The organism is Streptomyces sp. NBC_00075, assembly GCF_045041225.1.
GTDB classification, from domain to species: Bacteria; Actinomycetota; Actinomycetes; order Streptomycetales; family Streptomycetaceae; genus Streptomyces; species Streptomyces adonidis.
The window spans coordinates 7,900,637-7,922,830 of the sequence record NZ_CP108243.1 but is presented as its reverse complement, the minus strand read 5'-3'; the positions used below and the strand labels follow the sequence as shown (position 1 = coordinate 7,922,830).

At 71.1% G+C, this 22,194-nt stretch carries 17 protein-coding genes; 5 read left to right on the top strand and 12 right to left on the bottom strand.

Going from position 1 to position 22,194, the window contains the following annotated elements; all coding sequences use genetic code 11:
* Nucleotides 1-100: 100 nt before the first annotated feature.
* From OG787_RS34705 to OG787_RS34670, 8 genes are all read right to left on the bottom strand, one after another.
* Nucleotides 101-1,315 (bottom strand): vWA domain-containing protein, encoded by a 1,215-nt coding sequence (locus OG787_RS34705; protein WP_405537850.1) that lies wholly within the window; start codon nt 1,313-1,315, stop codon nt 101-103.
* The gene (locus tag OG787_RS34700) at nt 1,312-1,998 is read right to left on the bottom strand and encodes an SRPBCC family protein (RefSeq protein WP_405537849.1); all 687 of its coding nucleotides are present in this window, start codon (nt 1,996-1,998) and stop codon (nt 1,312-1,314) included. Before OG787_RS34700 ends, OG787_RS34705 begins: the two co-directional genes overlap by 4 nt.
* Nucleotides 1,995-2,936 (bottom strand): AAA family ATPase, encoded by a 942-nt coding sequence (locus OG787_RS34695; RefSeq protein WP_369035731.1) that lies wholly within the window; start codon nt 2,934-2,936, stop codon nt 1,995-1,997. The genes OG787_RS34700 and OG787_RS34695 overlap by 4 nt, the downstream gene beginning before the upstream one ends.
* Before the next feature lie 12 nt (nt 2,937-2,948).
* A complete protein-coding gene (locus OG787_RS34690; RefSeq protein WP_405537848.1) occupies nt 2,949-3,689 on the bottom strand; it encodes an XdhC family protein in 741 nt (246 codons plus the stop codon).
* A 29-nt stretch (nt 3,690-3,718) separates the two neighbouring features.
* Nucleotides 3,719-6,136: an aerobic carbon-monoxide dehydrogenase large subunit gene (locus OG787_RS34685; RefSeq protein WP_405537847.1), complete on the bottom strand. Its 2,418-nt coding sequence runs from the start codon at nt 6,134-6,136 to the stop codon at nt 3,719-3,721.
* Nucleotides 6,133-6,654, bottom strand: a complete 522-nt coding sequence (locus OG787_RS34680) for a (2Fe-2S)-binding protein (protein WP_369035767.1) — start codon at nt 6,652-6,654, stop codon at nt 6,133-6,135. The genes OG787_RS34685 and OG787_RS34680 overlap by 4 nt, the downstream gene beginning before the upstream one ends.
* A gap of 5 nt (nt 6,655-6,659) precedes the next feature.
* A complete protein-coding gene (locus OG787_RS34675) occupies nt 6,660-7,550 on the bottom strand; it encodes a xanthine dehydrogenase family protein subunit M (protein WP_369035728.1) in 891 nt (296 codons plus the stop codon).
* Nucleotides 7,551-7,720: 170 nt separating this feature from the next.
* Complete coding sequence (locus tag OG787_RS34670; protein WP_369035727.1) at nt 7,721-8,638, bottom strand: DUF4231 domain-containing protein; 918 nt, start codon at nt 8,636-8,638, stop codon at nt 7,721-7,723.
* Between the two features lie 242 nt (nt 8,639-8,880).
* On the opposite strand from OG787_RS34670, the gene OG787_RS34665 reads away from it, so the two are divergent.
* From OG787_RS34665 to fxsT, 5 genes are all read left to right on the top strand, one after another.
* Nucleotides 8,881-9,090 (top strand): hypothetical protein, encoded by a 210-nt coding sequence (locus OG787_RS34665; protein ID WP_369035726.1) that lies wholly within the window; start codon nt 8,881-8,883, stop codon nt 9,088-9,090.
* 145 nt (nt 9,091-9,235) lie between these two features.
* Nucleotides 9,236-11,470, top strand: coding sequence for a radical SAM/SPASM protein FxsBH, inactivated beta-hydroxylase extension form (gene fxsBH, locus OG787_RS34660; RefSeq protein ID WP_405537846.1), 2,235 nt, complete (start codon nt 9,236-9,238; stop codon nt 11,468-11,470).
* On the top strand, nt 11,463-12,230 hold the full coding sequence (locus tag OG787_RS34655) for an aminoglycoside N(3)-acetyltransferase (protein ID WP_405537845.1): 768 nt from the start codon (nt 11,463-11,465) through the stop codon (nt 12,228-12,230). The genes fxsBH and OG787_RS34655 overlap by 8 nt, the downstream gene beginning before the upstream one ends.
* Before the next feature lie 108 nt (nt 12,231-12,338).
* A complete protein-coding gene (locus OG787_RS34650; protein ID WP_369035723.1) occupies nt 12,339-13,691 on the top strand; it encodes a TIR-like protein FxsC in 1,353 nt (450 codons plus the stop codon).
* Entirely contained in the window at nt 13,688-17,620 is a 3,933-nt protein-coding gene (fxsT, locus tag OG787_RS34645; RefSeq protein ID WP_369035722.1) for an FxSxx-COOH system tetratricopeptide repeat protein, read from the top strand. The genes OG787_RS34650 and fxsT overlap by 4 nt, the downstream gene beginning before the upstream one ends.
* Nucleotides 17,621-17,644: 24 nt before the next feature.
* On the opposite strand, the gene OG787_RS34640 is transcribed toward fxsT, so the two are convergent.
* From OG787_RS34640 to OG787_RS34625, 4 genes are all read right to left on the bottom strand, one after another.
* Nucleotides 17,645-18,520, bottom strand: a complete 876-nt coding sequence (locus OG787_RS34640) for an alpha/beta fold hydrolase (protein ID WP_369035721.1) — start codon at nt 18,518-18,520, stop codon at nt 17,645-17,647.
* A 146-nt stretch (nt 18,521-18,666) separates the two neighbouring features.
* Nucleotides 18,667-20,058: a hypothetical protein gene (locus OG787_RS34635; RefSeq protein WP_405537844.1), complete on the bottom strand. Its 1,392-nt coding sequence runs from the start codon at nt 20,056-20,058 to the stop codon at nt 18,667-18,669.
* A 91-nt stretch (nt 20,059-20,149) separates the two neighbouring features.
* Complete coding sequence (locus OG787_RS34630) at nt 20,150-21,436, bottom strand: sensor histidine kinase (RefSeq protein ID WP_405537843.1); 1,287 nt, start codon at nt 21,434-21,436, stop codon at nt 20,150-20,152.
* Nucleotides 21,426-22,103, bottom strand: a complete 678-nt coding sequence (locus tag OG787_RS34625; RefSeq protein WP_405537842.1) for a response regulator transcription factor — start codon at nt 22,101-22,103, stop codon at nt 21,426-21,428. Before OG787_RS34625 ends, OG787_RS34630 begins: the two co-directional genes overlap by 11 nt.
* Between the last annotated feature and the right edge of the window lie 91 nt (nt 22,104-22,194).

Genomic DNA, 22,194 nt, shown 5'->3' with positions numbered 1-22,194 from the left:
CGCCCGTCTGTCGCCACCGGTGATCCAGGGGTTGCCGCGTCGACGGAACTTTGTGGGAACTGTGTGCTTCCTGAGCCGGAGTCGGGTGAGTGCCGTGTGCTCAGCGGGAGTTCGCGGCCCCGAGGCGCGCCACCTCGCCCGGCACCCGTAGCAGCGCCCCGAAGCTGTCCGCCGGGAGGAGCAGGTCGACGTACGGCAGCGCGGTGGACATCGTCGTCGTACGGGGTTCGAAGCCCGGGGCGGCTGCCCTCGGGTTCAGCCAGATCACCGTGTGGGCGCGGCGTCGCAGCCGGGCCATGGCCGCCGCGAGCCGGTCGGGCGGGTCCCCGTCCCAGCCGTCCGAGCAGATGAGGACGACGGCTCCGCGCAGGGTGCCGCCGTGGTGCGAGGCGAGCAGGGTGGCGAGGCAGTGCGCGATCCGGGTGCCGCCGAACCGGTCGCCGACCCGCTCGGTGGCCTCGTCGACCGCCGCCTCGGCCGAGCGGTGTCCGAGGACCGTGGTGAGGCGGGTCAGTGTCGTCCCGAACGCGAACACCTCGGCGTCCGTCGTCAGCGTGAGTGCCCGCATCAGATGCAGATACGCGACCGCCTGCGGCTGCATCGACCTGCTGACGTCACACAGCACGACGACCCGGCGCGGCCGTTCCACCGGCCCCGTCCGCACCAGCCGCACCGGCTCCCAGCCCGTCCGGCGGGCCCGCGCCACGGTCTCCCGGATCGCCACACGCGGCCCGCCGACCCGTACCGCGTACCGCCGCGACCGACGCCTCGGCCACTCCCCCAACGCCCTCTCCAACCACCGTCCGAGCAACTCCGCGTCCTTTGGGGATAGTTGTTCAAAGGGCGTGTCCACGGAAGCGGCCAGTTCGCTGGGCAGCCGTTCCGGTACGGCGGTCAGCGTTCGGCCGTCGTCCTGCTGGTCCGCCCCGGTGACGGCAGGCGGGAGGGTGACCCAGGGCAGGACCGAATCGCCGGTAGCCGCAATGGAGTTGGTCGACGCCGAGGGGCCCTTCTCGCCCGTCGGCGTACGTCCGTTCCGGCGCGCGTGCGGGTCCACGGCAAGCACCGCCTCACCGAAGACACCGGCGAACACCTCCTCGAATGCCGCCAGTTGGCCGTACTCGCGGACGAGGGTGACCCGGGCCGTCCAGTACAGCGCCGTCCGCGAGGCCGGTGGAACGGCGGCCAGCACCCGTACGAGGTCCTGGGTGGCGGTGAGGCCCACGGGTACGCCCCGCTCCCGAAGCCGGGTCGCGAGCGCGACGGCGAACGCGGCCCGGTCAACTGCCCGCAGGACAGGTCCGGTTGGCGTCACCGGACCAGGAGGTAGATCACCACGGCCACGACGACTGCGGCTACGGCCACCGGGATCAGCCGTCTGCTGACGGACCCTCCGGCCAGCCGCATCAGGTCCAGCGGTTCCTGCACGGGCTGCGGCGACACGGCCATCGGGACCGGAGCCTGCGGCTGTGGCTGTGGCTGTGGCTGCACCTCTGCCTGTGCCGGCGGCTTCGGCTCCGCCGCCGGCGCAGGGGCCTCCGCCTCTTCCGCGTCCGGCGTCAGCAGCTGCGCCTCCACGTTCTCGATGAACTGGGTGAACAATTTCTCCGAGATCTCCTTGATCATCCCGCTGCCGAACTGGGCCAGTTTTCCGCTGATGTTGAGGTCGGTGGACACCGTCACGACCGTCCCCGCGCCCTCCGCCCGCAGCCGGGCGTCGATCGTCGCCGACGCGTTGCCCGCCCCGCGCGTGTCCTTGCCCACGGCGCTGATCACCGCGTGATGTGCCGCCTCGTCCTTCTCCACGAAGCGTGCCGTGCCCGCGAACTGGCTGATCACCGGCCCGACCTTCACCTTCACCCGGCCCCGGTAGACCTCGTCCTCCACGCCCGTGAGCTGGGCGCCCGGCATGCACGGGGCGAGGCCCGCCAGATCCGTGAGCGCCTGCCACGCCCGCTCGACGGGCACGCCGACCTCGAACTCGTTGTCGATCTTCATGGTTTCCTCGCTTGTCCGGGGTAGCCGAGCTGTTCGAGGGCCTCGGTGACGGCGACACGGTCGTCGGGGCTCTTGGCGACGGCGCTGAGCGTGGCGACGATGTCCCCGCGGGCTAGGCGCGCCACCCGCAGCGCGGCCAGGGCCGACACCCAGTCGATGGCCTCCGCCATGCCCGGCGCCTTGTCCAGGTCAAGGCCGCGCACCCGCCCGACGAACTCCGTCGCCGACGCGATCAGCGGCTCGTTCGCCGCCGGTACCGAGCGGCGCAGGATCTCCGCCACGCGCTCGGGGGCCGGGAAGTCGATCCAGTGGTACAGGCAGCGGCGGCGCAGCGCGTCGTGGAGTTCGCGGCTGCGGTTGGAGGTGAGGATCGCGACGGGCGGCCGTACGGCGGCGAAGGTGCCCAACTCCGGGACGGTGATGGCCGATTCGCCGAGGAACTCGAAGAGCAGCGCCTCGAACTCGTCGTCGGCGCGGTCGATCTCGTCGATGAGGAGGACGGGCGGCAGTGGACCTCGGTGGCGTACCGCGCGCAGCAGCGGCCGGTCGAGCAGGAACTCCTCGGTGAACAAGTCCGTTTCCGTCAGCGGCTGTTGGCCATCCTTCCCCGGCTGTCCATGTGCCTCCGTGAGCCGGACCGCGAGCAGCTGACGCTGGTAGTTCCACTCGTACAGCGCCTCCCCCGCCGTCAGTCCCTCGTAGCACTGCAACCGGATCAGCGGGGTGTCCAGGGCCTCGGCGAGTGCCTTCGCCGCGCTGGTCTTGCCCACGCCCGGCTCGCCCTCCAGCAGCAGCGGCCGGCCGAGGACGGTGGCGAGGAAGAGGGCGGTCGCCGTGCCCTCGTCCACCAAGTAACCGACGTCGTCCAGCCGTTGGCGTACGTCGTCGGCGTCCTTGAACAGGGCCGGCGGCACGGGCCGGGCGGGCGGTTCGGGCATCGGGGCCACCAGTCAGTCGCTGCGCACGGTCACGGGCCGCGCTGTCCGCCGTACGGCCGACACCACCTCCGCCAGGATCGACAGCGCGATCTCGGGTGCCGTGCGCGCGCCGATGTCCAGCCCTGCCGGGGTGTGGATCCGGGCCGACTCCCCTTCCTCCAGGCCGAGTTCCTCGATCAGAGCCGCGCTCCGGCGCCTGCTGGCGACCAGCGCGATGTGCGGGACGTCGGCGTCGAGGGCGGCCCGCAGCGCTTCGGCGTCCCCTCTCCCCTGCCCGGCCACGACCACCGCCACCGTCTGTTCGGCGGGCGGGCCCTCCGGCAGGGAGCGTGCGGTGGCGTAGCCGAGTACGTCGGCGAGGGCGATGAACGCCTCCGCGATCGGGGTGCCGCCCACGACCTCGATCAGCGGGGGCGGGAGCACCGGCTCCAGGAAGATCTCCAACGCGCCGCCCGACAGACAGTGGTTGACGACGACCTGCGCTCCGGGCGCGGGCGGGAACTCGGGCTCCCCCTCGGGCAGGACCCGCAGCAGCAGCGGCCCGCCGCCGTGCAGGGCGTCGAGTGCCGCCGTACGCACCGAGCCCTCCGCGCACACGCCGCCCACGAAGCCGTCGATCGTGCCGTCGCCGTAGACGATGGCCTCGTCGCCGGGGCGGGCGGAGGCGGGCGCCTGGGCGCGCACCACACGGGCGTGCACGAACGGCACGCGTCCTTCGGTCAGTTCACGCGCACGAGCACTCACCGTTTTCATGACGATCCCTCAGATCGGCTTGGATCGGGTCAGATCGGTGGCGTCGGGCGCCCGTTCATCGCCTCCCACACCCGTGAGGGCGTGAGCGGCATGTCCGCGTGCCGGATGCCGTACGGCTTCAGCGCGTCGACGACCGCGTTGACGATGGCGGGCGGTGAGCCGACGGTCGCGGACTCGCCGACGCCCTTGGCGCCGATGGGGTGGTGCGGGGACGGGGTGACGGTGAACCCCGTTTCCCAGTCGGGGACTTCGAGGGAGGTGGGGATGAGGTAGTCCATCAGGGAGCCGCTGAGGCAGTTGCCGTCCTCGTCGAAGGAGATCATCTCCATCAGCGCCATCCCGACCCCGTCGGTCAGGCCGCCGTGCACCTGCCCCTCGATGATCATCGGGTTGATCCGGGTCCCGCAGTCGTCGACGGCCACGAACCGCCGTACGGTCACCTTGGCCGTCCCCGGGTCGATGTCGACGACGCAGATGTAGGCGCCGTGCGGGTAGGTGAGGTTCTCGGGGTTGTAGCAGATCTGCGCCTCCAGGCCGCCCTCGACGCCGTCGGGCAGGTCGCCGGCGCCGTGTGCGCGCATCGCGATGTCCTGGATGGTGACCGAGGCCTCGGGGTCGCCGGCGACCCGGAAGGAGCCCTTCGCCCACTCCAGGTCGGCGACCGACACCTCCAGCATCGAGGAGGCGATGAGCCGCGCCTTGTCCCGGACCTTGCGGGCGACCAGCGCGGCGGCGGCGCCGGAGACGGGCGTGGACCGGCTGCCGTAGGTGCCGAGCCCGAAGGGCGTCTGGTCGGTGTCGCCGTGCACGACGTCGATGTCCTGCGGCGGGATGCCCAGTTCCTCGGCGACGATCTGCGCGAACGTCGTCTCGTGGCCCTGCCCCTGGGTCTGCACCGACAGCCGTACGACCGCCTTCCCGGTCGGATGCACGCGCAGCTCGCAGCCGTCGGCCATGCCGAGCCCGAGGATGTCCATGTCCTTGCGGGGCCCGGCGCCGACCGCCTCCGTGAAGAACGCCACGCCGATGCCCATGACCTCACCGCGGGCCCGCTTCTCGGCCTGTTCGGCGCGGAGTTCGTCGTACCCGGCGAGCTGCTTGGCGAGTTCCATGGTGGGCGCGTAGTTCCCGGAGTCGTACACCCAGCCGGTCTTGCTGCGGTAGGGGAACTGTTCGGGGCGGATGAAGTTCTTCATCCTCAACTCGACGGGATCGACGCCGAGTTCGTGGGCCAGGCAGTCGACGATCCGCTCGACGAGGTAGACCGCCTCGGTGATGCGGAACGAGCAGGCGTAAGCCACGCCGCCCGGGGCCTTGTTGGTGTAGACGGCCGTCATCTTGCAGTAGGCGGCCTCGATGTCGTAGCTGCCGGTGAAGACGCCGAAGAAGCCGGCCGGGTACTTCACGGGCGCCGCCGTGCCGTTGAACGCGCCGTGGTCGGCGAGGACGTTGGTGCGGATGGCGAGGATCCTGCCGTCGCGGGTCGCGGCGATCTCGCCGCGCATGACGTAGTCGCGGGCGAAGCCGGTGCTGATGAGGTTCTCCGCCCGGTCCTCCATCCACTTCACGGGCTTCCCGGTGAGCAGCGAGCCGACGATCGCGCACACGTAACCGGGGTAGATCGGCACCTTGTTGCCGAAGCCGCCTCCGATGTCCGGGGAGATGACCCGGATCTTGTGCTCGGGCAGTCCGGCGACGATCGCGTAGAGGGTGCGGTGGGCGTGCGGGGCCTGGGTGGTGGACCAGAGGGTGAGACGGCCGTCGACGGCGTCGTAGTCGGCGACCGCGCCGCAGGTCTCCATGGGCGCCGGGTGCACCCGCGGGTACACGATGTCCTCGGTGACGACGACATCGGCGCGGGCGAACGCGGCCTCGGTCTCGGCGGCGTCCCCGGTCTCCCAGTCGAAGCAGTGGTTGTCCTCCTTGCCCTCCAAGTCGTCCCGGATGACGGGGGCTTGGGGCGAGAGCGCGGTGCGTACGTCGATCACCGGGTCGAGTGCCTCGTACTCGACGTCGATCAGCTCCAGGGCGTCCCGGGCCGCGTAGCGGTCCTCGGCGACGACGAAGGCGACCTCCTGGCCCTGGAAGCGGACCTTGTCGGTGGCGAGGACGGCCTGGACGTCGCCGGAGAGGGTCGGCATCCAGGCGAGGCCCTGTTCGGCGAGCGCGGCGCCGGTGACGACGAGCCGGACCTTCGGGTGCGCCTCGGCCAGGGTGGTGTCGACGGACACGATCCGGGCGTGCGCGAACGGCGAGCGCAGGACGGCGAGATGCAGCATGCCGGGGAGCTGGAGGTCGTCGACGTAACGCCCCTTGCCGCGCACGAAACGGGCGTCCTCCTTGCGGAGCATCCGGCCGTGGCCGCAGGGCTTCTGGTCGTTGTCGACGAAGGCGGTAGGCCTGCCGTCCTGGCTGTGGGCTGAGTCGCGCCCGGCGACGGTGGTCATGAGACACCCCCCGGACCGCTCGCCAACTCGTCCGATGGTTGCTCGGTCCGGGTCCCGGCCTCCTCCGCCGCGGCCCACCGCACGGACCGGACGATGGTGGCGTACCCGGTGCAGCGGCAGATCTGCCCGGAGATCGCCTCGCGGATCTCGGGCTCGGAGGGGTCGGGGTTGCGGTCGAGAAGAGCGCGGGCGGTCATCATCATGCCGGGCGTGCAGAACCCGCACTGGAGCCCGTGGCACTCGATGAACCCCCTCTGCACGGCGTCGAGTTGACCGCCGGCCCCGGCCAGCCCCTCGACGGTCCGCACCTCGTGCCCGCCCGCCATGGCGGCGAGTACGGTGCAGGACTTGACGGGCTCGCCGTCCAACCACACCACGCACGTACCGCAGTTGCTGGTGTCGCAGCCCCAGTGGGTGCCGGTCAGGGCGAGATGGTCGCGCAGGAAGTGGACGAGGAGCAGCCGCCCCTCGATCTCCCGGGTGACCTCGTCCCCGTTGACGGTCATGGTGACCTGCATGCGCGTCACACCCCCTGTCCATCGGTTCCGTGGATCCTGGCCACGGCCCTGCGCAGCACGCGCACGGTCAACTCCCGTGCCAGGTGCCGCTTGTACTCGGCGCTGCCCCGCCGGTCGGTGACGGGCGAGCAGGCCTCGGCGGCGATGTCCCCGGCCCGCGCGTACAGTTCCTCGCCGGGCGGCCGGCCGCGCAGGGCGTCGCCGACGCCCTCGATCCCGGCAGTGTTGGGGCCGACGGCGGCGAGTCCGACCCGGGCGTCGGCGATCAGTCCGTCGCCGTCCAGCCACACCGCGGCCCCTGCCGACACCACCGCCCAGTCCCCGGCCCGCCGTTCGACCTTCTCGTACGCGCTGGACCCGTTCGGCCGGACCGGGAGGCGCACCTCGATCAGCATCTCGGCGTCGCCGACGGCCGTCTCGTACGGCCCCTGATGGAACTCGCCCATGGGCACGACCCGTTGACCGTCCACGCCCTGGATCACACAACTCGCGTCGAGCGTCGTGCACACGGCGGACAGGTCCTCGGAGGGGTCGGCCTGGCAGAGCGAGCCGCCGAGCGTACCGCGGTTGCGGACGACGGGGTCGGCGATGACGCGTTCGGCGTCCCGGAACACCGGGAAGGCGGCGGCGAGTCGGTCGGACTCCAGGAGTTCGCGGTGCCGGGTCATCGCGCCGATGCGGATCAGTCCGGGCTCGGCGCGGATGTAACCCAGCTCGCCGTGCAGGTCGTTGATGTCGATCAGGTACTCGAAGTTGGCCAGCCGGAGCTTCATCATCGGCAGCAGGCTGTGCCCGCCGGCCACCAGCCGGGCGGTGTCGCCCAGCCTGTCCAGCAGAGCGACGGCCTCCGGGACACTGCCGACGCGCCGGTACTCGAACGGAGCGGGAACCTGCATACCGCATCCCCCCTGACTTCCCCATGTCAGTCGTGCGGACGTGGTGTCCGGGGGCACTTCACCGCTTGCCGGGGAGGGTGTCAACGGCTGATTAAGCGTTCACTTAACTCGCTCGGCTCCCCGGCGAGACGGATACCGGCGGTGCGGACATCGGCGGTGCGGATACCGGTTCAGCTCCCGAACCGGACCACCCAGTCGGTGTGCTGCGGGGACACCAGCCGCTCGGCGTCCGCCACCGCCTCGGCCCAGCCCGCCTCCGTCACCGTCTTGGTCATCGTGATCCGCACCATGTCGAGGTCCTGCTTGATGAGGCCGTACGCGTACGCCAGGGGCCGGTGCCTGCGTACCTCCTGCCACGCCACACCGGCCGCGGCGGCGGCACTGAGCAGGCCGGTGAGATCCCAGCCGTCGATCACCCCGAGGGCCCTGAGGCCGGCGGAGAGCAGGGCGAGCAGGGTCAGTACGGCGGTGACGGACGACCAGTGGACGGAGGAGCGGTGGGTCTGGGCGGCCTTGTTGCGGTGCCAGACGAACTGTTCGAGGAGCCGGTCGCGGAGGTAGATGTCCCGCCGCGCCTCGAACGGCTTGGCCCGCACGGCCCGCATGGCCGGGGTGATCTGCGCGATTCCCCGGGCGCGGGTCCCGTAGCGGGAGTCGTCGGCCCACCCGACCTTTCGGAGTTCCGCGAGCCGCGCCTCCATCCGCTCGGCGAACAGTCCGTCGGGGTCGGCCACCTGGGAGTGGAAGGGCCCGCCGTGCACCATGTACTGCCAGGCCAGCGATTTCAGCAGCTCGGCGACGTCCCGGTGGGCGCGCCAGTGGGCCCGGGCCCGGCGGCGGGCGGTGTGCAGGCCGACGGCGATGGTCGCCGCGTACAGCACTGCCGCCATGGCCGCCGGGACATGGCTGTCGAGGCGTTCCGCGAGCATGGCCGTGGTGGTGGCCAGCAGAAGGGTGACGAGCTGCGTACGGACCGCGCGAAACGATTCTCCTTGCCTGGCCAGCGCGCGATGGTCACTAATCCGGAAGAGTGGCGGCAGGTCAGCGTCACTCAAAGTCACACTTGGCCCTGGAGTTCCAGTCCGCATGGTCCCCCCGTACGGCTAGAAGCGAACACCTATGGAAATTCTCGCTCAAGTGCACGAGAACTGCACACCCCCCGGTATGCGTTCGACTGCACTGCATGATAGCGTCCGCGCGAGAAGTGTCAGCTCAGGTCTCAGGCTGTCCAAGAACGTCTACGGGTCCTAAGTGATCATCCCAACCTTACGACGGGAACGGGATGGCGCTGGGACCTGTTCCCTCGACGAAGTGGAGCTATGAGACAGCCATGAACGAAATGAACATCGAGGTCACGGCAATCACGTCGGCATCGGCAGCCGCAGGCACCTCGACCCTTCTCCGTCCGGCACCCCGACGGCACACCCCGCTGGTGTCCGTCGCCACCGACAAGGCCGCCGTCATCAAGTCGACCGGACGTTTGACGGACGCCGCCGGATGGACCTCGAAGAAGCCGATCACCTTTGATGCCGCAATCTGAGCGGCAGCAGTCCCGGTGACCTGGGGCTTCCCGGCAATCCCACTGCCGGGAGCCCTGGCCCCCCACACCCGGGCGTCCCAACTTACCCGGTGCGGTGTGGAGTTGATGGCACCTTAGCCGCTCGCGGAGCCCTAAGCTATGCCGGGTGACTCAAATCCAGGAACTGGTCCTGAAGATCCACAGCAGATGCAACATCGCTTGCGATCACTGCTATATGTACGAGCTGGCCGACCAGAGCTGGAAATCGCGGCCGACGGTGATCTCCGAGGACACGGTCGCGCACGTCGCACAACGTCTCGCGTCCTATGCGAAAACCCATCGACTCGATTCCGTGTCGTGCATTCTGCATGGCGGAGAACCCCTTCTTGTGGGTCCTGGACGACTCCGCGACATCTGCGCGGAACTCACCCGCATCCTGTCTCCCGTCACCACCGTCGACCTCCGTATGCACACGAATGGAATGCTGTTGCACGGGCCCCAATTGGAGGTCCTACGGGAATTCGATGTGAAGGTCGGAATTTCTCTCGACGGTGATCGTGCGGCAAATGACCGGCATCGTCTCGACCGGCGGGGACGCAGCAGTTACGACAAGGTTCTGGCCGGCATCGAACGGCTGCGCGCACCGGAATACCGGCACCTTTACATGGGCCTGCTCTGCACGGTCGACATCAAGAACGATCCGGTCGCGGTCCATGACGCGCTCACCGCTCTCGCCCCGCCCCGGATCGATTACCTGCTGCCGCATTCGACCTGGGACAGCCCGCCTCCCCCCGGAATCACGGATTCCCCGACCCCGTATGCCGAATGGCTGCTGAGGATCTTCGACCGCTGGGAGGAGCAGGGCCGCCCGATGAAGGTGCGCACCTTCGACTCGGTGCTCAGCACCCTGCGCGGCGGCCCCAGTCTCACCGAGGCCATGGGGCTGGCCCCGTCCGATCTCGCGGTCGTCGAGACCGACGGCACGATCGAACAGGCCGACTCCCTCAAGGCCGCCTACGACGGGGCTCCGGCCACGGGGTACGACGTGTTCCGGCACGGCTTCGAGGAGTACGCCCGCCATCCCGGCGTACAGGCACGGCAGTTGGGCATCGAGGGGGTCAGCGAGACCTGCCGGCGGTGCCCGGTCGTCGAGTCCTGCGGGGGCGGGCTCTACGCACACCGGTACAGCAGCGAGCGGGGTTTCGACAATCCGTCCGTGTTCTGCGCGGACCTGCGCGCCTTCGTCGAGGGCGTCGCGGAGCGGATCACCGAGCGCGCACTCGCCCCGGCCCTGCACGACGCCGGTGAACTCGCCTTCTCGCAGGGCAAGCTGACACGTGACCTGCTGCGGCTGACGAACGACCGCGCGGCCGGGGACCCCGGCACGGCACCCGGCTCCGACTGGGACGGCGCCTGGCAGGCACTCCTGCGCCTGGACGCCGACGACCGCACGGGAACCGAGGTGGACGCGGTGCTCGCGCACCCCTACACCCGTACCGCGCTGCGCCTCGCCTGGGACGGTCCCGCCGAGCCCGCGCTGCTCGCCCCGCTGGTGGTGGCCTCGGCCGCCCGGGCGAGGGCCGGGGTGACATTGACGTGGGAGCATCCGGCCGCCCGGCTGCATCTGCCGACCCTGGGCACCCTGGAACTGCCCGGCCCCGGCCGGGTCGAGGTGACGACGGACGCGGACGGCATCCTCGTACGGCACACAGGGGACGAGAGCGAGGAGCGGGTCCTCCTTGACGGCGATGGCAACTCCTGGAGCGGGAGCGCCCGTTGGCGTGCCCTGCACGTCCTTCCGCTTCCTCCCGTGAGCGGCGGCGGGCCGCTGATCGACGACGCCGATCCCTTCCGTGACTGCTTCTCCTCCCCCGTCGCCGAGCCGCTCGACCTCGGTGAGCGGGACGGCTTCCGTGAGCTGCTCCAGCGGTGCCACGCGCTGCTGGACGAGCGGCTGCCCGGCCGGCACGACGATCCTCGTGTCCTGGTCGCCACAGTCGTGACCCCGCTGGCCAAGGGCGCCGGAGTCCAGCTGGGCCGGCACGCGCCCGGTGCTCTCGGGGTCGCCGTCGACACCGAACCGGAGGAGTTCGTACGGCAGTTGCCCCGGCTCGGGCGGCGGGCTCGGCTCGCCGCGCTGCGGGAGACGACGGATCTGGCGGTACCGGGGAGCCGGGCCGATCGTCTGCTGGACGAGGCGAGCGAGGCGCTGGCGTCGGTCCCCGAAGCGAGCGCCGTGCACGGGCCCGACACGGACGGGCGGGCCGTCGCCCTCAAGGAGGCCCACCGCGCGCTCACCGAACTGGACGCGCTGCCTCAGCGGCAGCTCACCGGGACCGGGGCCGCACTGGCCGGCCTGCTGTGGGCCGAGTGGCGGGAGAGGACGGGCGGGCATGGCTGACCTCGGTGAACTCGCCCTGCTGCTGCGGACGTTGGGGATCCGCCGGGGCGGAGTCCTGATGGTGCACGCCTCGCTGCGGGACAGCGGGCTGCGGGACACCGAGGTGCGGGACGCCCTGCTCGACACCCTGGGGCCCGAAGGAACGCTGGTCGTGCCCGCGTTCACCCAGGAGAACTCCCGTTCCTCGCGCGCCCATCGGGCCCTGACCAGCGGGCTGAGCGAGGACGCGCGGAGGGAGTTCGAGGCGTCGATGCTGCCGTTCGAGCCGCTCACCACGCCCTGCCGGGCGTCCATGGGAGTGCTGGCCGAGTGTGTCCGCACCAGCCCGGGTGCCGTGCGCAGCGCGCATCCCCAGACCTCGATGGCCGGTATCGGCCCGCGCGCCGCCGAACTGCTCGACGGACACGACCCGCACTGTCTGCTCGGGGAGCGTTCGCCGCTCGCCCGGCTGTATGCGGCGCGGGCCCAAGTCCTTCTGCTGCGGGTGGGATTCGAGGTGTGCAGCGCGTTCCATCTCGCCGAGTACCGGACGGATCCGCCCCGGCCCCGGCGGACGTACGAGTGCGTGGTCGGGGAGAAGGGCCACTGGATCTCGTACGAGGACACCGCGCTGGACGACAGCGGTTTCGCCGCGCTGGGGGGTGAACTTCCTGGAGAACTCGTCGAGTTCGGGGAACTGGCCGGGCGGAAAGCGACTTTGGTCGAGATGCGGCCCGCCGTCGACTTCGCGCGTGACCGGATGTCCGGATATCGCCATTGAATGACGCGAAACCAACGACACGTACGGCCGAGTCGTCGGGCACATTGTTGGTCCGGCCAGATGACGCCGTCGGCGGGGTGAGGGCATCGTCAACGGGCAGGGGGGCGCGTGAACATACCCGCACGGGAACACGGGGCGGACAACCGGCCCTACTTCTTTCTGAGTTACGCGCACACACCGGCGTGGGGATCGGGCGGAGGCGATCCCGACCACTGGGTGCGGGTGCTCTTCACCGATCTGTGCGACCACATCATGGCGCTCACCGATCTGCCCGCGGGCGCCGCCGGTTTCATGGACCGAGAGATGCGTTCCGGGGACGGCTGGCCGGAGAAACTCAGCGAGAACCTCGCCACCTGCCGGGTATTCGTACCGCTCTTCTCGACGCGCTACTTCACGAGTGAGATGTGCGGGCGGGAGTGGTTCGCGTTCCACGAACGCATCCTGCGCGCCCGGAACACCGGCGCCGGGGACGTGCCCGCCATCGTCCCGGCGATGTGGACGCATGTCGACTACGGCCAACTCCCGGATTCCGTACGGCACATCCACTTCGACCAGGCCACCTACGGGGACCGGTACGCGACCCACGGGATCTACGGGCTGATCAAGCTGAAGCGGCTGCGCGACGAGTACGAGGAGATCGTGCTCGACCTCGCCCAGCGGATCGTGCGGGTCGCCCACGACTCACCGCTGCCGCCCAGCAGACCCCGGCCGTACGAATCCACACCCAGCGCGTTCAAGCCGCGCGGCGAGGGCCCCCGCCGGATCCATCTGACGGTGGCCGCGCCGACCCGGGACGGTGTCCCCGAGCATCGCGACAAACGCCCGTACGGCGAGGACGCGCAGGACTGGAACCCGTACCACTCCGAGAGCACCCGGCCGCTGCCCGCCCTCGCCGAGGAGCTGATCCGGTCGCTGGACTACCGGATCACGATCTCCTCCTTCGACGACGAGGACCCCGGCGGGCAGGACGGCGCCGACGACGGCGACGCGGAGATGTCCGCGGGCGTGGCCGGTGACGACATCGAGAAGGGGCCGCCCGGACGGCCCGGCATCCTGCTCGTCGACCGGTGGGCGCTCACCGACGCGGACCGGCAGGAGCGGCTGCGGAAGTTCGACCTCGGCGCCCGCCCGTGGATCAGCGCGATCGTCCCCTGGAACCGGTCGGACGTGCAGTGCCACAGCGAGGAGGGCAGGCAGCTGACGGCCGAGCTGGAGCGCACGCTGCCGCTGATCCTCGACCGGGGCCGCCGCACCGACTGCCGGATGGCCGTCAACGGCGTACCCAGCCTCAAGGCCTTCACCGATGTCCTGCCGGCCGTCGTGGCGCACACGACCCGGCAGTACCTCAAGCACGCGGTGGCTCACCCGCCCGCCGGCCCGCACGTGCCCCGGCCCCGTCTGATGGGCCCCACCCACCCGCCGTACCCGGAGGCGGGAGACGACAACGGAGGAGAAGCATGACGACCGTGCAGGACGGACGGATCATCACCTTCTACTCGTACAAAGGGGGCACGGGCCGCACGATGGCCCTGGCCAACACCGCGTGGATCCTGGCCGCCAACGGAAAGCGGGTCCTGGCCGTCGACTGGGACCTGGAGGCGCCCGGCCTGCACCGCTTCTTCCATCCGTTCCTGGACACCAACGCGCTGGCCGCGACCACCGGTGTCATCGACATGATCAACGACTACGCCTGGGCCGCGACCACCGGAACACAGCGCTCCGGCCCCTGGCACCTGGACTTCGCGGACGTCGAACAGCACGCCATGTCGCTCACCCCCGAGCGCCTGGGGCTGCGCTTCGTGGACGGCGGCTCGCTCGACTTCCTCTCCGCGGGCCGCCAGGACCGCTCGTACTCGGCGAGCGTGTCGTCGTTCGAGTGGGACAACTTCTACGAGCGGCTGGGCGGCGGGACCTTCCTGGACGCGCTGCGCGACAACATGAAGGCGTCGTACGACTATGTGCTCATCGACAGCCGGACCGGGCTGTCGGACAACGCGGACATCTGCACGATCCAGATGCCGGACGTCCTCGTGGACTGCTTCACCCTCAGCGACCAGTCGCTGGACGGCGCCGCCGCCGTGGCCCGCAGTGTCCAGGACGGCTACCGCCAGCGCCGGATCCGGGTACTGCCCGTACCGATGCGCATCGACGAGGGCGAGAAGGAGAAGGTCGACGCGGGGCGGGCACTGGCCCGGCTCAAGTTCGACGGGCTGCCGACGAATCTCGACGGCAGTGAACTGAACCCCGAGGAGCTGACCGCGTACTGGGGCAACGTCGAGATCCCCTACCGGCCCTACTACGCCTACGAGGAGACCCTCGCCACCGTCGGCGACGAGAGCGGTATCGCCAACTCGCTGCTGTCCGCGTTCGAACGGCTCACCGCGGTCATCTCGGAGGGCACGGTCACCTCGCTGCCCGCGGTCCCCGAGCCCGTCCGGCTGCGCTGCCGCGACGCGTTCCTGCGACGCCGGCCGCTGGCCACCACGGCGGACATCGTCATCGCGTACGCCGGGGAGAACCGGATGTGGGCGGAGTGGATCGAGGCCCTGCTGAAACGCTCCGGCTGCAATGTGCTGCCGCACGACATCTCGTCCGGCCCGGTCGCCCGCCCGGACGCCTCGACCCGCACCCTCGTCCTGCTGTCCAACGCCTTCCAGAAGTCCCGGTACGCGGACGCCGTCTGGCGCGCGCTGAGCGACTCCGACCCCGACACCCCGCACGGCACGATGGTGCCCCTCAGGGTCGACGACGTCCGGCTGCCCACCGCGTACCTCGACCACAACCCGGCCGACCTGCACCGGCTCGACGAGGCGCAGAGCATCCTCGCGCTGCTCAGCGCCGTCGATCTGCACGGACAGCCGGTCGGCTCCGGGTCCGGGGGCCCGCGCTTCCCCGGCTCGAAGCCGGCGCACTGGAACGCGCCCCAGCGCAACAACACCTTCACCGGCCGCAACGTCATCCTCGACCTGGTCCGCGACCAGCTCGGCAGCGGCACGACCGCCGTGGTGCCGCAGCCGCTCGCGCTGTTCGGGCTCGGCGGGGTCGGCAAGACCCAGGTCGCCATCGAGTACGTGCACCGGTTCATGGCCGACTACGACCTGGTGTGGTGGACCTCGGCCGAGCACGAGGACGACGTGGTCGCCTCCCTCGCCGAACTCGGCGCCCGCATCGGCGCGCCCAGCCGCGACGACATGACACAGGCGAGCCAGGAAGCCGTGGAGATGCTGGCCAGGGGCATGCCCACGAAACGGTGGATCCTCGTCTTCGACAACGCCGACGACCCGGCGTTCCTCGCCCCCTACATCCCGCAGGGCGGCGGACACGTCCTCATCACCTCCCGCAACCAGGCCTGGGCGCAGCAGGGGGCGTCCATGCCGATCGAGGTGTTCCTGCGCGAGGAGAGCGTCGAACACCTCACCCGGCGGGCCTCGGGGCTGAGCACCGACGAGGCCGACCAGGTGGCGCAGGCGGTGGGCGACCTGCCGCTCGCGGTCGAGCAGACGGCGGCCTGGCTCGCCGAGACGGCCACCCCGATCGACGACTACCTGCGCCAGCTCGCCGACCAGACCACCGACGTACTGGCCCTCAACCAGCCCGCCGAGTACTCCCACTCGGTGGCCGCGACCTGGAACATCTCCATCGCCCGGCTCAAGGAACGCTCCCCCGCGTCGGTACGGCTGCTCCAGCTGTGCGCCTTCCTCGCCGCCGAGCCGATCTCCTCGCAGCTCCTCTACAGCAAGGAGATGATCGACGCCCTGAAGCCGTACGACGCCTCCCTCCAGGAGAGTCTGCTGCTCGGGCGGGTCATCCGGGAGATCGGCCGGTTCGCGCTCGCCAAGGTCGACCAGGTCAGCAACAGCATCCAGGTGCACCGGCTGGTGCAGGCGGTGATCCGCGCCCAGCTGACCGAGGAGGAGCAGCGGGAGGCCCGGCACGTCGTCCACACGGTGCTGGCCGGAGCCCGCCCGGACGGTGACGAGCCGATCGACGACCCGGAGACCTGGCCGCGCTTCGCCGTCATCTGGCCGCACCTCACCGCCTCCGACGCCCGCAACTGCGTCGACCCCGCCACCCGTCGGCTGCTCATCGACCGCGTCCGCTACCTCTGGAAGCGCGGCGACTTCCCCGGCGCCCAGCGCCGCGCCGAGGAACTCCTCACCCACTGGAAGGAGTTGCTCGGCGAGAACGACGTCCAGTACCTCTATCTGCGCTGCCAGCTGGCCAGCGTGCTGCGCTCCCAGGGGCGTTACGTGGAGGCCCGCGACATAGACACCGAGCTGCTGGCCCGCCAGCGCCAGGTCCTCGGTACGTCCCATCCGCACACGTACGTCACCACCTCCAACCTGGCCAGCGACCTCGCCGCGCTCGGCGAGTACCGGTCGGCGGTGGATCTCGCCCGGGAGGCGCACGACGGGTTCAGCCAGATCTTCCACGAGTCGCACCGCCGTACCCTGAGCGCCGCCAACAACCTGGCGCTCGCGCTGCGGATGGTCGGCCGCTACAGCGACGCCCGGGCCATCGACCAGGAGACCCTGGACCGCCGGATGGAGGTCCTGGGCCCCGACCACCCCTACACACTGGCCTCCGGCGAACGTCTCGGCCGCGACCTGCGCGAGGTCGGCCGCTACTCGGAGTCCGTCGCCCGGCTGTCCCAGACGTACGACGCGCACAAGCGCATCCTCGGCAAGGAGTTCCCGGGCACGCTTCGCTGCGCCAAGTCGCTGGCGGTGTCGTTGCGCCGGGCCGGCCAGTTCGAGGACGCCCGCCGGCTCACCATGGCGACCCGGGCCCAGTACCGCGCCCAGTACTCGAAACCGACCCCGGACTCCCTGGCCTGCGACCTCAACCTGGCCGCCGACCTGTTCGCGGCCGACGAGCGCGAGGAGGCCCGTGAGGCGGCCCTGGCGACACTGACCGAGTACATGAAGGTGCCGGGCGAGGCCCACCCGTACACCCAGGCCGCGCTCAACAACCTCGGCATCTTCCACTGGGGCTGCGGCGACAGCGAACTCGCGCAGGAGGTGTTCCAGAAGGTGCTGCCGCGCATGGCGGAGGTCCTCGGCGAGCACCATCCGCACACCCTCTTCTGCGGTATCAACTACGCCAACGTCCTCGCGGGCGAAGGGCGGTTGGAGGAGGCGCACGAGCTGGAGGAGAAGGCGGTCACCGTCCTGCGCACGGTCCTCGGCCAGCACCATCCGGAGACCCTGGGCATCGTCACCAACCTCTCCCTCACCCTCACGGCACTGGGCCGCAAGGAGGAGGCACGCCGACTGCGCGAGGAGGCCCTGAAGGAACTGCGGCTCCAGCTGGGCGAGGAGAACGGCATCACACGACTGGCGACGGAGAAGCAGCGCATATACCGGGACTTGGAGCCGCTGTCGGTGTGAGGCCCTGGGGACTCGCCACGGCCGTCAGGTGAGCCTGTCCCCGAGCAGCCAGCCGATCACCCGGGGCAGTGCGCGCACCGCCGCGAAGTGGGCCGCCGTCGGCTCGACGACCGCCCTGGCCCGGGGGATGCGGGCGGCGAGCCAGGAGGCGTGGGCGGGCGGCGAGAAGACGTCCTGCCCGCCGTGCCAGAGCAGGACGGGCACCCGGATGTCCGCCGGGTCGAACCCCCAGGGGCCGGTCAGGGCGAGGCCGTCGTCGATCCAGCCGTACGGTGAAGTGCGCACCGCCTCGCGGAAGTTGCGCAGCATCATCGAGCGCATCGCGGTGTCCGAGACGATCGAGCGGTCGTCGTCGGTCAGATCGCTGCGGAGTTCTTCGAGGAGCTTCGCCGGGTCGCTGCGGATGGCCGCCGAGCGCGGGATCAGCCGGGCGGCGAACCGTTCGGGGTCGGTGGAGGCGGTCCGGAACTCCTTGACGTTGGAGGGGGCCATGCCCGCGAACCAGTCGAGCCCCTCCGCGTCCCTCGGCGCGAGGCCGACCAGCGCGGCGGCGCGGGTGACCCGGTCCGGCAGCAGGGCGGCACAGGCGAGGGCGTGCGGGGCGCCGCCGGAACGGCCGGCCACGGCGAAACGGTCCAGGCCGAGGGCGTCGGCGACGTCGCGTACGTCGCTCACGACGTCCGCGACGCGACGGCCGGGGCGGCGGTCGGAGCCGCCGTATCCGGGGCGGTCGTAGCTGATCAGGCGGGCGCCGCGCTGGTAGAGGAACATCGAGCGGGGCCTGGGGCCGACGCGGCTGCCGGGCATGCCGTGCAGAAGGAACACGGGGTGGCCCCGTGGATCCCCCGAGACCTCGATCCGCAAGCGCCGCCCGTCCGCGGTCCGCACATGGTCAGACACCACCGCCGAGTCCCCCTCCCGCACGCTGCCCGATCCCTGCCCGGATGCCCAGAGGGCGAAACGAGCGGAACGGTCAAGTACCTTGAAGATCAACAAACTTGACGATACGTCACCTCGTGCCCACCTCAGGACTCCCACCTCGGGACTCACTGGGCCACACGCTCCCCGTCTCCGATCTTCCCGATGTCCGCCAGCAACCGGGGTGCCAGTTCGCCCGCCCCTGTGACGTCCTCGCAGTCCGCCGCGTCCCGGGCCGCACGCAGGTCGGTCGTCAGCGTGTTCGCCGCCGCCGGCACCCCCTCCCGCAGTCGCTCCCAGGCGAGTTCGAGGGCGGTGACGTCCCCGGCGACAGCGCCCGCGTCCCCGGCCGCGGCATCGATGCCCAACTGCCGCTCCCACAGCGCGAACCGGTCCGCGTCGACGGTGTGCAGCGGCTCGTAGCGCAGCCGCAGGTCGGTCGTGTTCTGGGCGACCCGCAGCGCGGCCGAGCGGTCCTCCGGTGTCTTGGCCAGCGTGTCGAGGTCGCGGCTCATCTGCCGCTCCAGCAGGGCCGGTACGTCGTCCGAGGCGCGGTACGCCGTCCACGCGGCGCGCGCCGCACGGGCCGTACCGGCGCCCGGGTCGGCGTGGGCGGCACGCACCGCGCGCTCCAGGGCGGTGAGCCCGGCCGGGACCGGCCCGGACTTCGCGTCGGTCGGGACGGCCAGCGAGACCGCCTCCAGGTCGCCCTCCTCGGTGGCCGTGCCGCCGGTGGAGAACTCGCCGTACCCCGGTGCGAAGACCTTGTCCTCCGTCGAGCCGTCCATGTGCAGCTCGCGCACGGTCATCGCGCCCTCGACCTTCCCGTACGGCCCGTCGACGGTCTGGTCCACGGCCCGGACGGTGACCTCCTCGAAGACGACCTCGGGCAGGTTCTCGGGCCGGTACACGTCTCCCTTCTCCGGCCGCGCCGGCATGATCATCGCGGCGGGAGCGCCCTCGCGGCCGGCCATCCAGGTGCCGTCGGTGTCGGCGACGACTCCGTCCTCGTAGTTGAAGACGTCCTCGCCGAGATACCAGACGGAGCCGTCGTCGGCCTGGGCGAACCAGTCGAGGGCGACCTCCTGGATACGGCCGTCGGAGTAGGCGGCGTACTGCTGGATCAGGGCCTTCACGGCCGTACCGTCGGCGAGGGTGATCGTCTTCGTGCCGGGCAGCCGGCTGACCTCGGTGCGGAAGGGCTTGCCGTCGACCTGGCCACCGTAGATCGTCTGGTCGACCTCACTGGTGGGGTGAAGCGGGTTGGTGACGGAGGTGGGGTGGGTGAAGCGGGGCTCGGTGAGGTCGACGCGGTCGGTGGCGGGTGCGAGCGGGAGGCACTCGGAGCTGGTACGGCCGGTGTTCTCGTCGACGACGTGCACACAGATGTTCGACTTCGTTGCCGGACCGCCCGACCCGTTCGCCGTCCCCGTGCACGCGCCGGCCAGCAGGACGGCGGCGGTGACGGCGCTGGCGCTGGCGCTGGCGGGCAGCAGGATCTTGCGTTGCTGGGTTTTCATGACGGCCTCCTCGGAAGCGTGCCGTACCCCGAGCGTGCGCCACCGGCCCTGAACAGACGCTGAACGGACCTGAACGGGGTTTCAGGCCCCCTCAGTCCGCCTCCGCCTCCGCCTCCGCCTCCGCCTCCGCCTCCGCCTCCGGCAACATGACCGTGAACCGCGCCCCGCCCAGCCCGGGGGCCGTCCCCACCGTCACCGTGCCCCCGTGCGCCGCGACCAGCTCCGCGACGATGGCCAGGCCGAGCCCGGTGCCGCCGGCCCCGCGTGAGCGGGCCTCGTCGAGCCGGACGAAGCGTTCGAAGACATGGGCGCGGTCGGCCTCCGGAACACCGGGCCCGTCGTCGTCGACGTACAGTCGGACCCGCCCCTCCGCGCCGCCGAGCGTGAAGGCGACCCGGGTACGGGCGTGCCGGGCCGCGTTCTCGCCGAGGTTGCGGACGACGCGCCCGAGCGCCTCCGCGTCACCGAGGACGCGTACCGCCGAGACACCTCTGCTGTCCACCCGAAGTCCCTCACCTTCTGCCTCCCGCAACCGGTGTGCCTCTTCGAACACCAGGTCGTCGAGGTCCACCGCCCGGCGGCGCAGCGCGACCGCGTCCTCGTCCGCGCGGGCGAGGAGCAGCAGGTCGTCGACGAGACGCTGCATGCGTACGGCCTCCGCCAGCACCGTCCCGGCCAGCGCCCCGGTGTCCGCGCGGTCCGGGTGGGCGAGGGCGACCTCGGCGTGCTGCCGTACGGCGGCCACGGGTGAGCGGAGTTCGTGCGAGGCGTCGGAGACGAAGCGGCGGCGCGCGGCCTGGGCGCGGGCGACCCGGACCAGTGCGCGCCCGACGGCGGCCCAGGTCGCGGCGGCGGCGAGGACGAGCAGCACCGGCAGCCCGATGAGCAGCAGGCGGGTGACCGCGGCGGTGGCCTCGGCGACGGCGGCGGGTGTACGGCCGTCCAGCACGACGAGTTCGCGGTCGCCGTCGCGTGCGCCGACGGCGACGACGAGGAAGGGGTCCTCGTCGAGCGGGGTGTCGACCTCGGTCGTGGCGCCTCCCTCGATCCGGGCGAGCGCGGGCAGCCCCTCGACGTTGGCACTCGCCGCGACCACGGCACCCTCGGCGTCGACGACCTGGAGGAACTCCTCGTCGGGGTCGGTGACGGTGGGCGCGGGCACCCCCTTGCCGGCCTCGATCACCCGGGCGACCTCGGTGGCCCGGGTCCGGGCGGCGTCCCGTACGTCATTGCTGAGCTCGGCCCGCAGCACGAGGACCAGCATGACGCCCCCGACGACCAGCGCGAGCCCCACGGCCAGCACGGCGACGACGGTGGCCCGCACGCGCACGGCCCGCAGCCTCCGCCGCTCCATCTGCCCCGCTGTCTCACCGGTCATCGGGCACCAGCCGATACCCGTGCCCCCGCACCGTCAGCAGCGACCGCCTCCCGAAAGGCCGGTCGACCTTGTTCCGCAACCGCCGCACATACACCTCGACGATGTTCGGATCACCCTCGAAGTCGTCGCCCCACACATGATCGAGAATGGTCCGCTTGGACACCCCCTCGCCGGTCCGCCGCAGCAGGAACTCCAGCACCGCCAGTTCCCGCGCGGTCACCTCGATGTCCCGCCCGGCCCGGGTCACCGTACGGCTCGCCGGGTCCAGCCGCAGATCACCGGCGGCGAGCACGGCGGGCCGCTGCGGGGCGCCTCGGCGCAGCAGCGCCCGCAGCCGGGCCAGGAGTACGGCGTACGACACAGGCTTGGTCAGATAGTCATCGGCGCCGGTGTCGAGCCCCTCGACCTCGTCCCACTCGCCCTCCTTGGCGGTGAGCATGAGGATCGGCGTCCAGTTCCCCGAGCCGCGCAGCTCCCGGCACACCCGGTAGCCGTTGAGCCGCGGCAGCATGATGTCGAGGACGATCGCGTCGTACGCGTTCTCCCTGGCCAGCCACAACGCGTCCACCCCGTCGAGCGCGACGTCGACAGCGAACCCCTCGGCCTCCAGCCCGTCCCTGAGCCCGGCCGCGAACCGCTCCTCGTCCTCGACGACCAGCACGCGCATACGACAAACGCTACGGGAGCGAGGCGCTTTCGCACGCAGAAAAGCAGATCGGGGTCACGCCGGAGAGCCTGGCGCTACCCTCCTAGCAAGC

Coding starts and splice junctions, on each gene's coding strand:
- OG787_RS34630 (WP_405537843.1), bottom strand. CDS start 21,436: ATGACCGGTGAGACAGCGGGGCAGATGGAGCGGCGGAGGCTGCGGGCC.
- OG787_RS34685 (WP_405537847.1), bottom strand. CDS start 6,136: ATGACCACCGTCGCCGGGCGCGACTCAGCCCACAGCCAGGACGGCAGG.
- fxsT (WP_369035722.1), top strand. CDS start 13,688: ATGACGACCGTGCAGGACGGACGGATCATCACCTTCTACTCGTACAAA.
- OG787_RS34665 (WP_369035726.1), top strand. CDS start 8,881: ATGAACGAAATGAACATCGAGGTCACGGCAATCACGTCGGCATCGGCA.
- OG787_RS34695 (WP_369035731.1), bottom strand. CDS start 2,936: ATGCCCGAACCGCCCGCCCGGCCCGTGCCGCCGGCCCTGTTCAAGGAC.
- OG787_RS34655 (WP_405537845.1), top strand. CDS start 11,463: ATGGCTGACCTCGGTGAACTCGCCCTGCTGCTGCGGACGTTGGGGATC.
- OG787_RS34635 (WP_405537844.1), bottom strand. CDS start 20,058: ATGAAAACCCAGCAACGCAAGATCCTGCTGCCCGCCAGCGCCAGCGCC.
- OG787_RS34700 (WP_405537849.1), bottom strand. CDS start 1,998: ATGAAGATCGACAACGAGTTCGAGGTCGGCGTGCCCGTCGAGCGGGCG.
- OG787_RS34625 (WP_405537842.1), bottom strand. CDS start 22,103: ATGCGCGTGCTGGTCGTCGAGGACGAGGAGCGGTTCGCGGCCGGGCTC.
- OG787_RS34690 (WP_405537848.1), bottom strand. CDS start 3,689: ATGAAAACGGTGAGTGCTCGTGCGCGTGAACTGACCGAAGGACGCGTG.
- OG787_RS34670 (WP_369035727.1), bottom strand. CDS start 8,638: ATGCGGACTGGAACTCCAGGGCCAAGTGTGACTTTGAGTGACGCTGAC.
- OG787_RS34680 (WP_369035767.1), bottom strand. CDS start 6,654: ATGCAGGTCACCATGACCGTCAACGGGGACGAGGTCACCCGGGAGATC.
- OG787_RS34675 (WP_369035728.1), bottom strand. CDS start 7,550: ATGCAGGTTCCCGCTCCGTTCGAGTACCGGCGCGTCGGCAGTGTCCCG.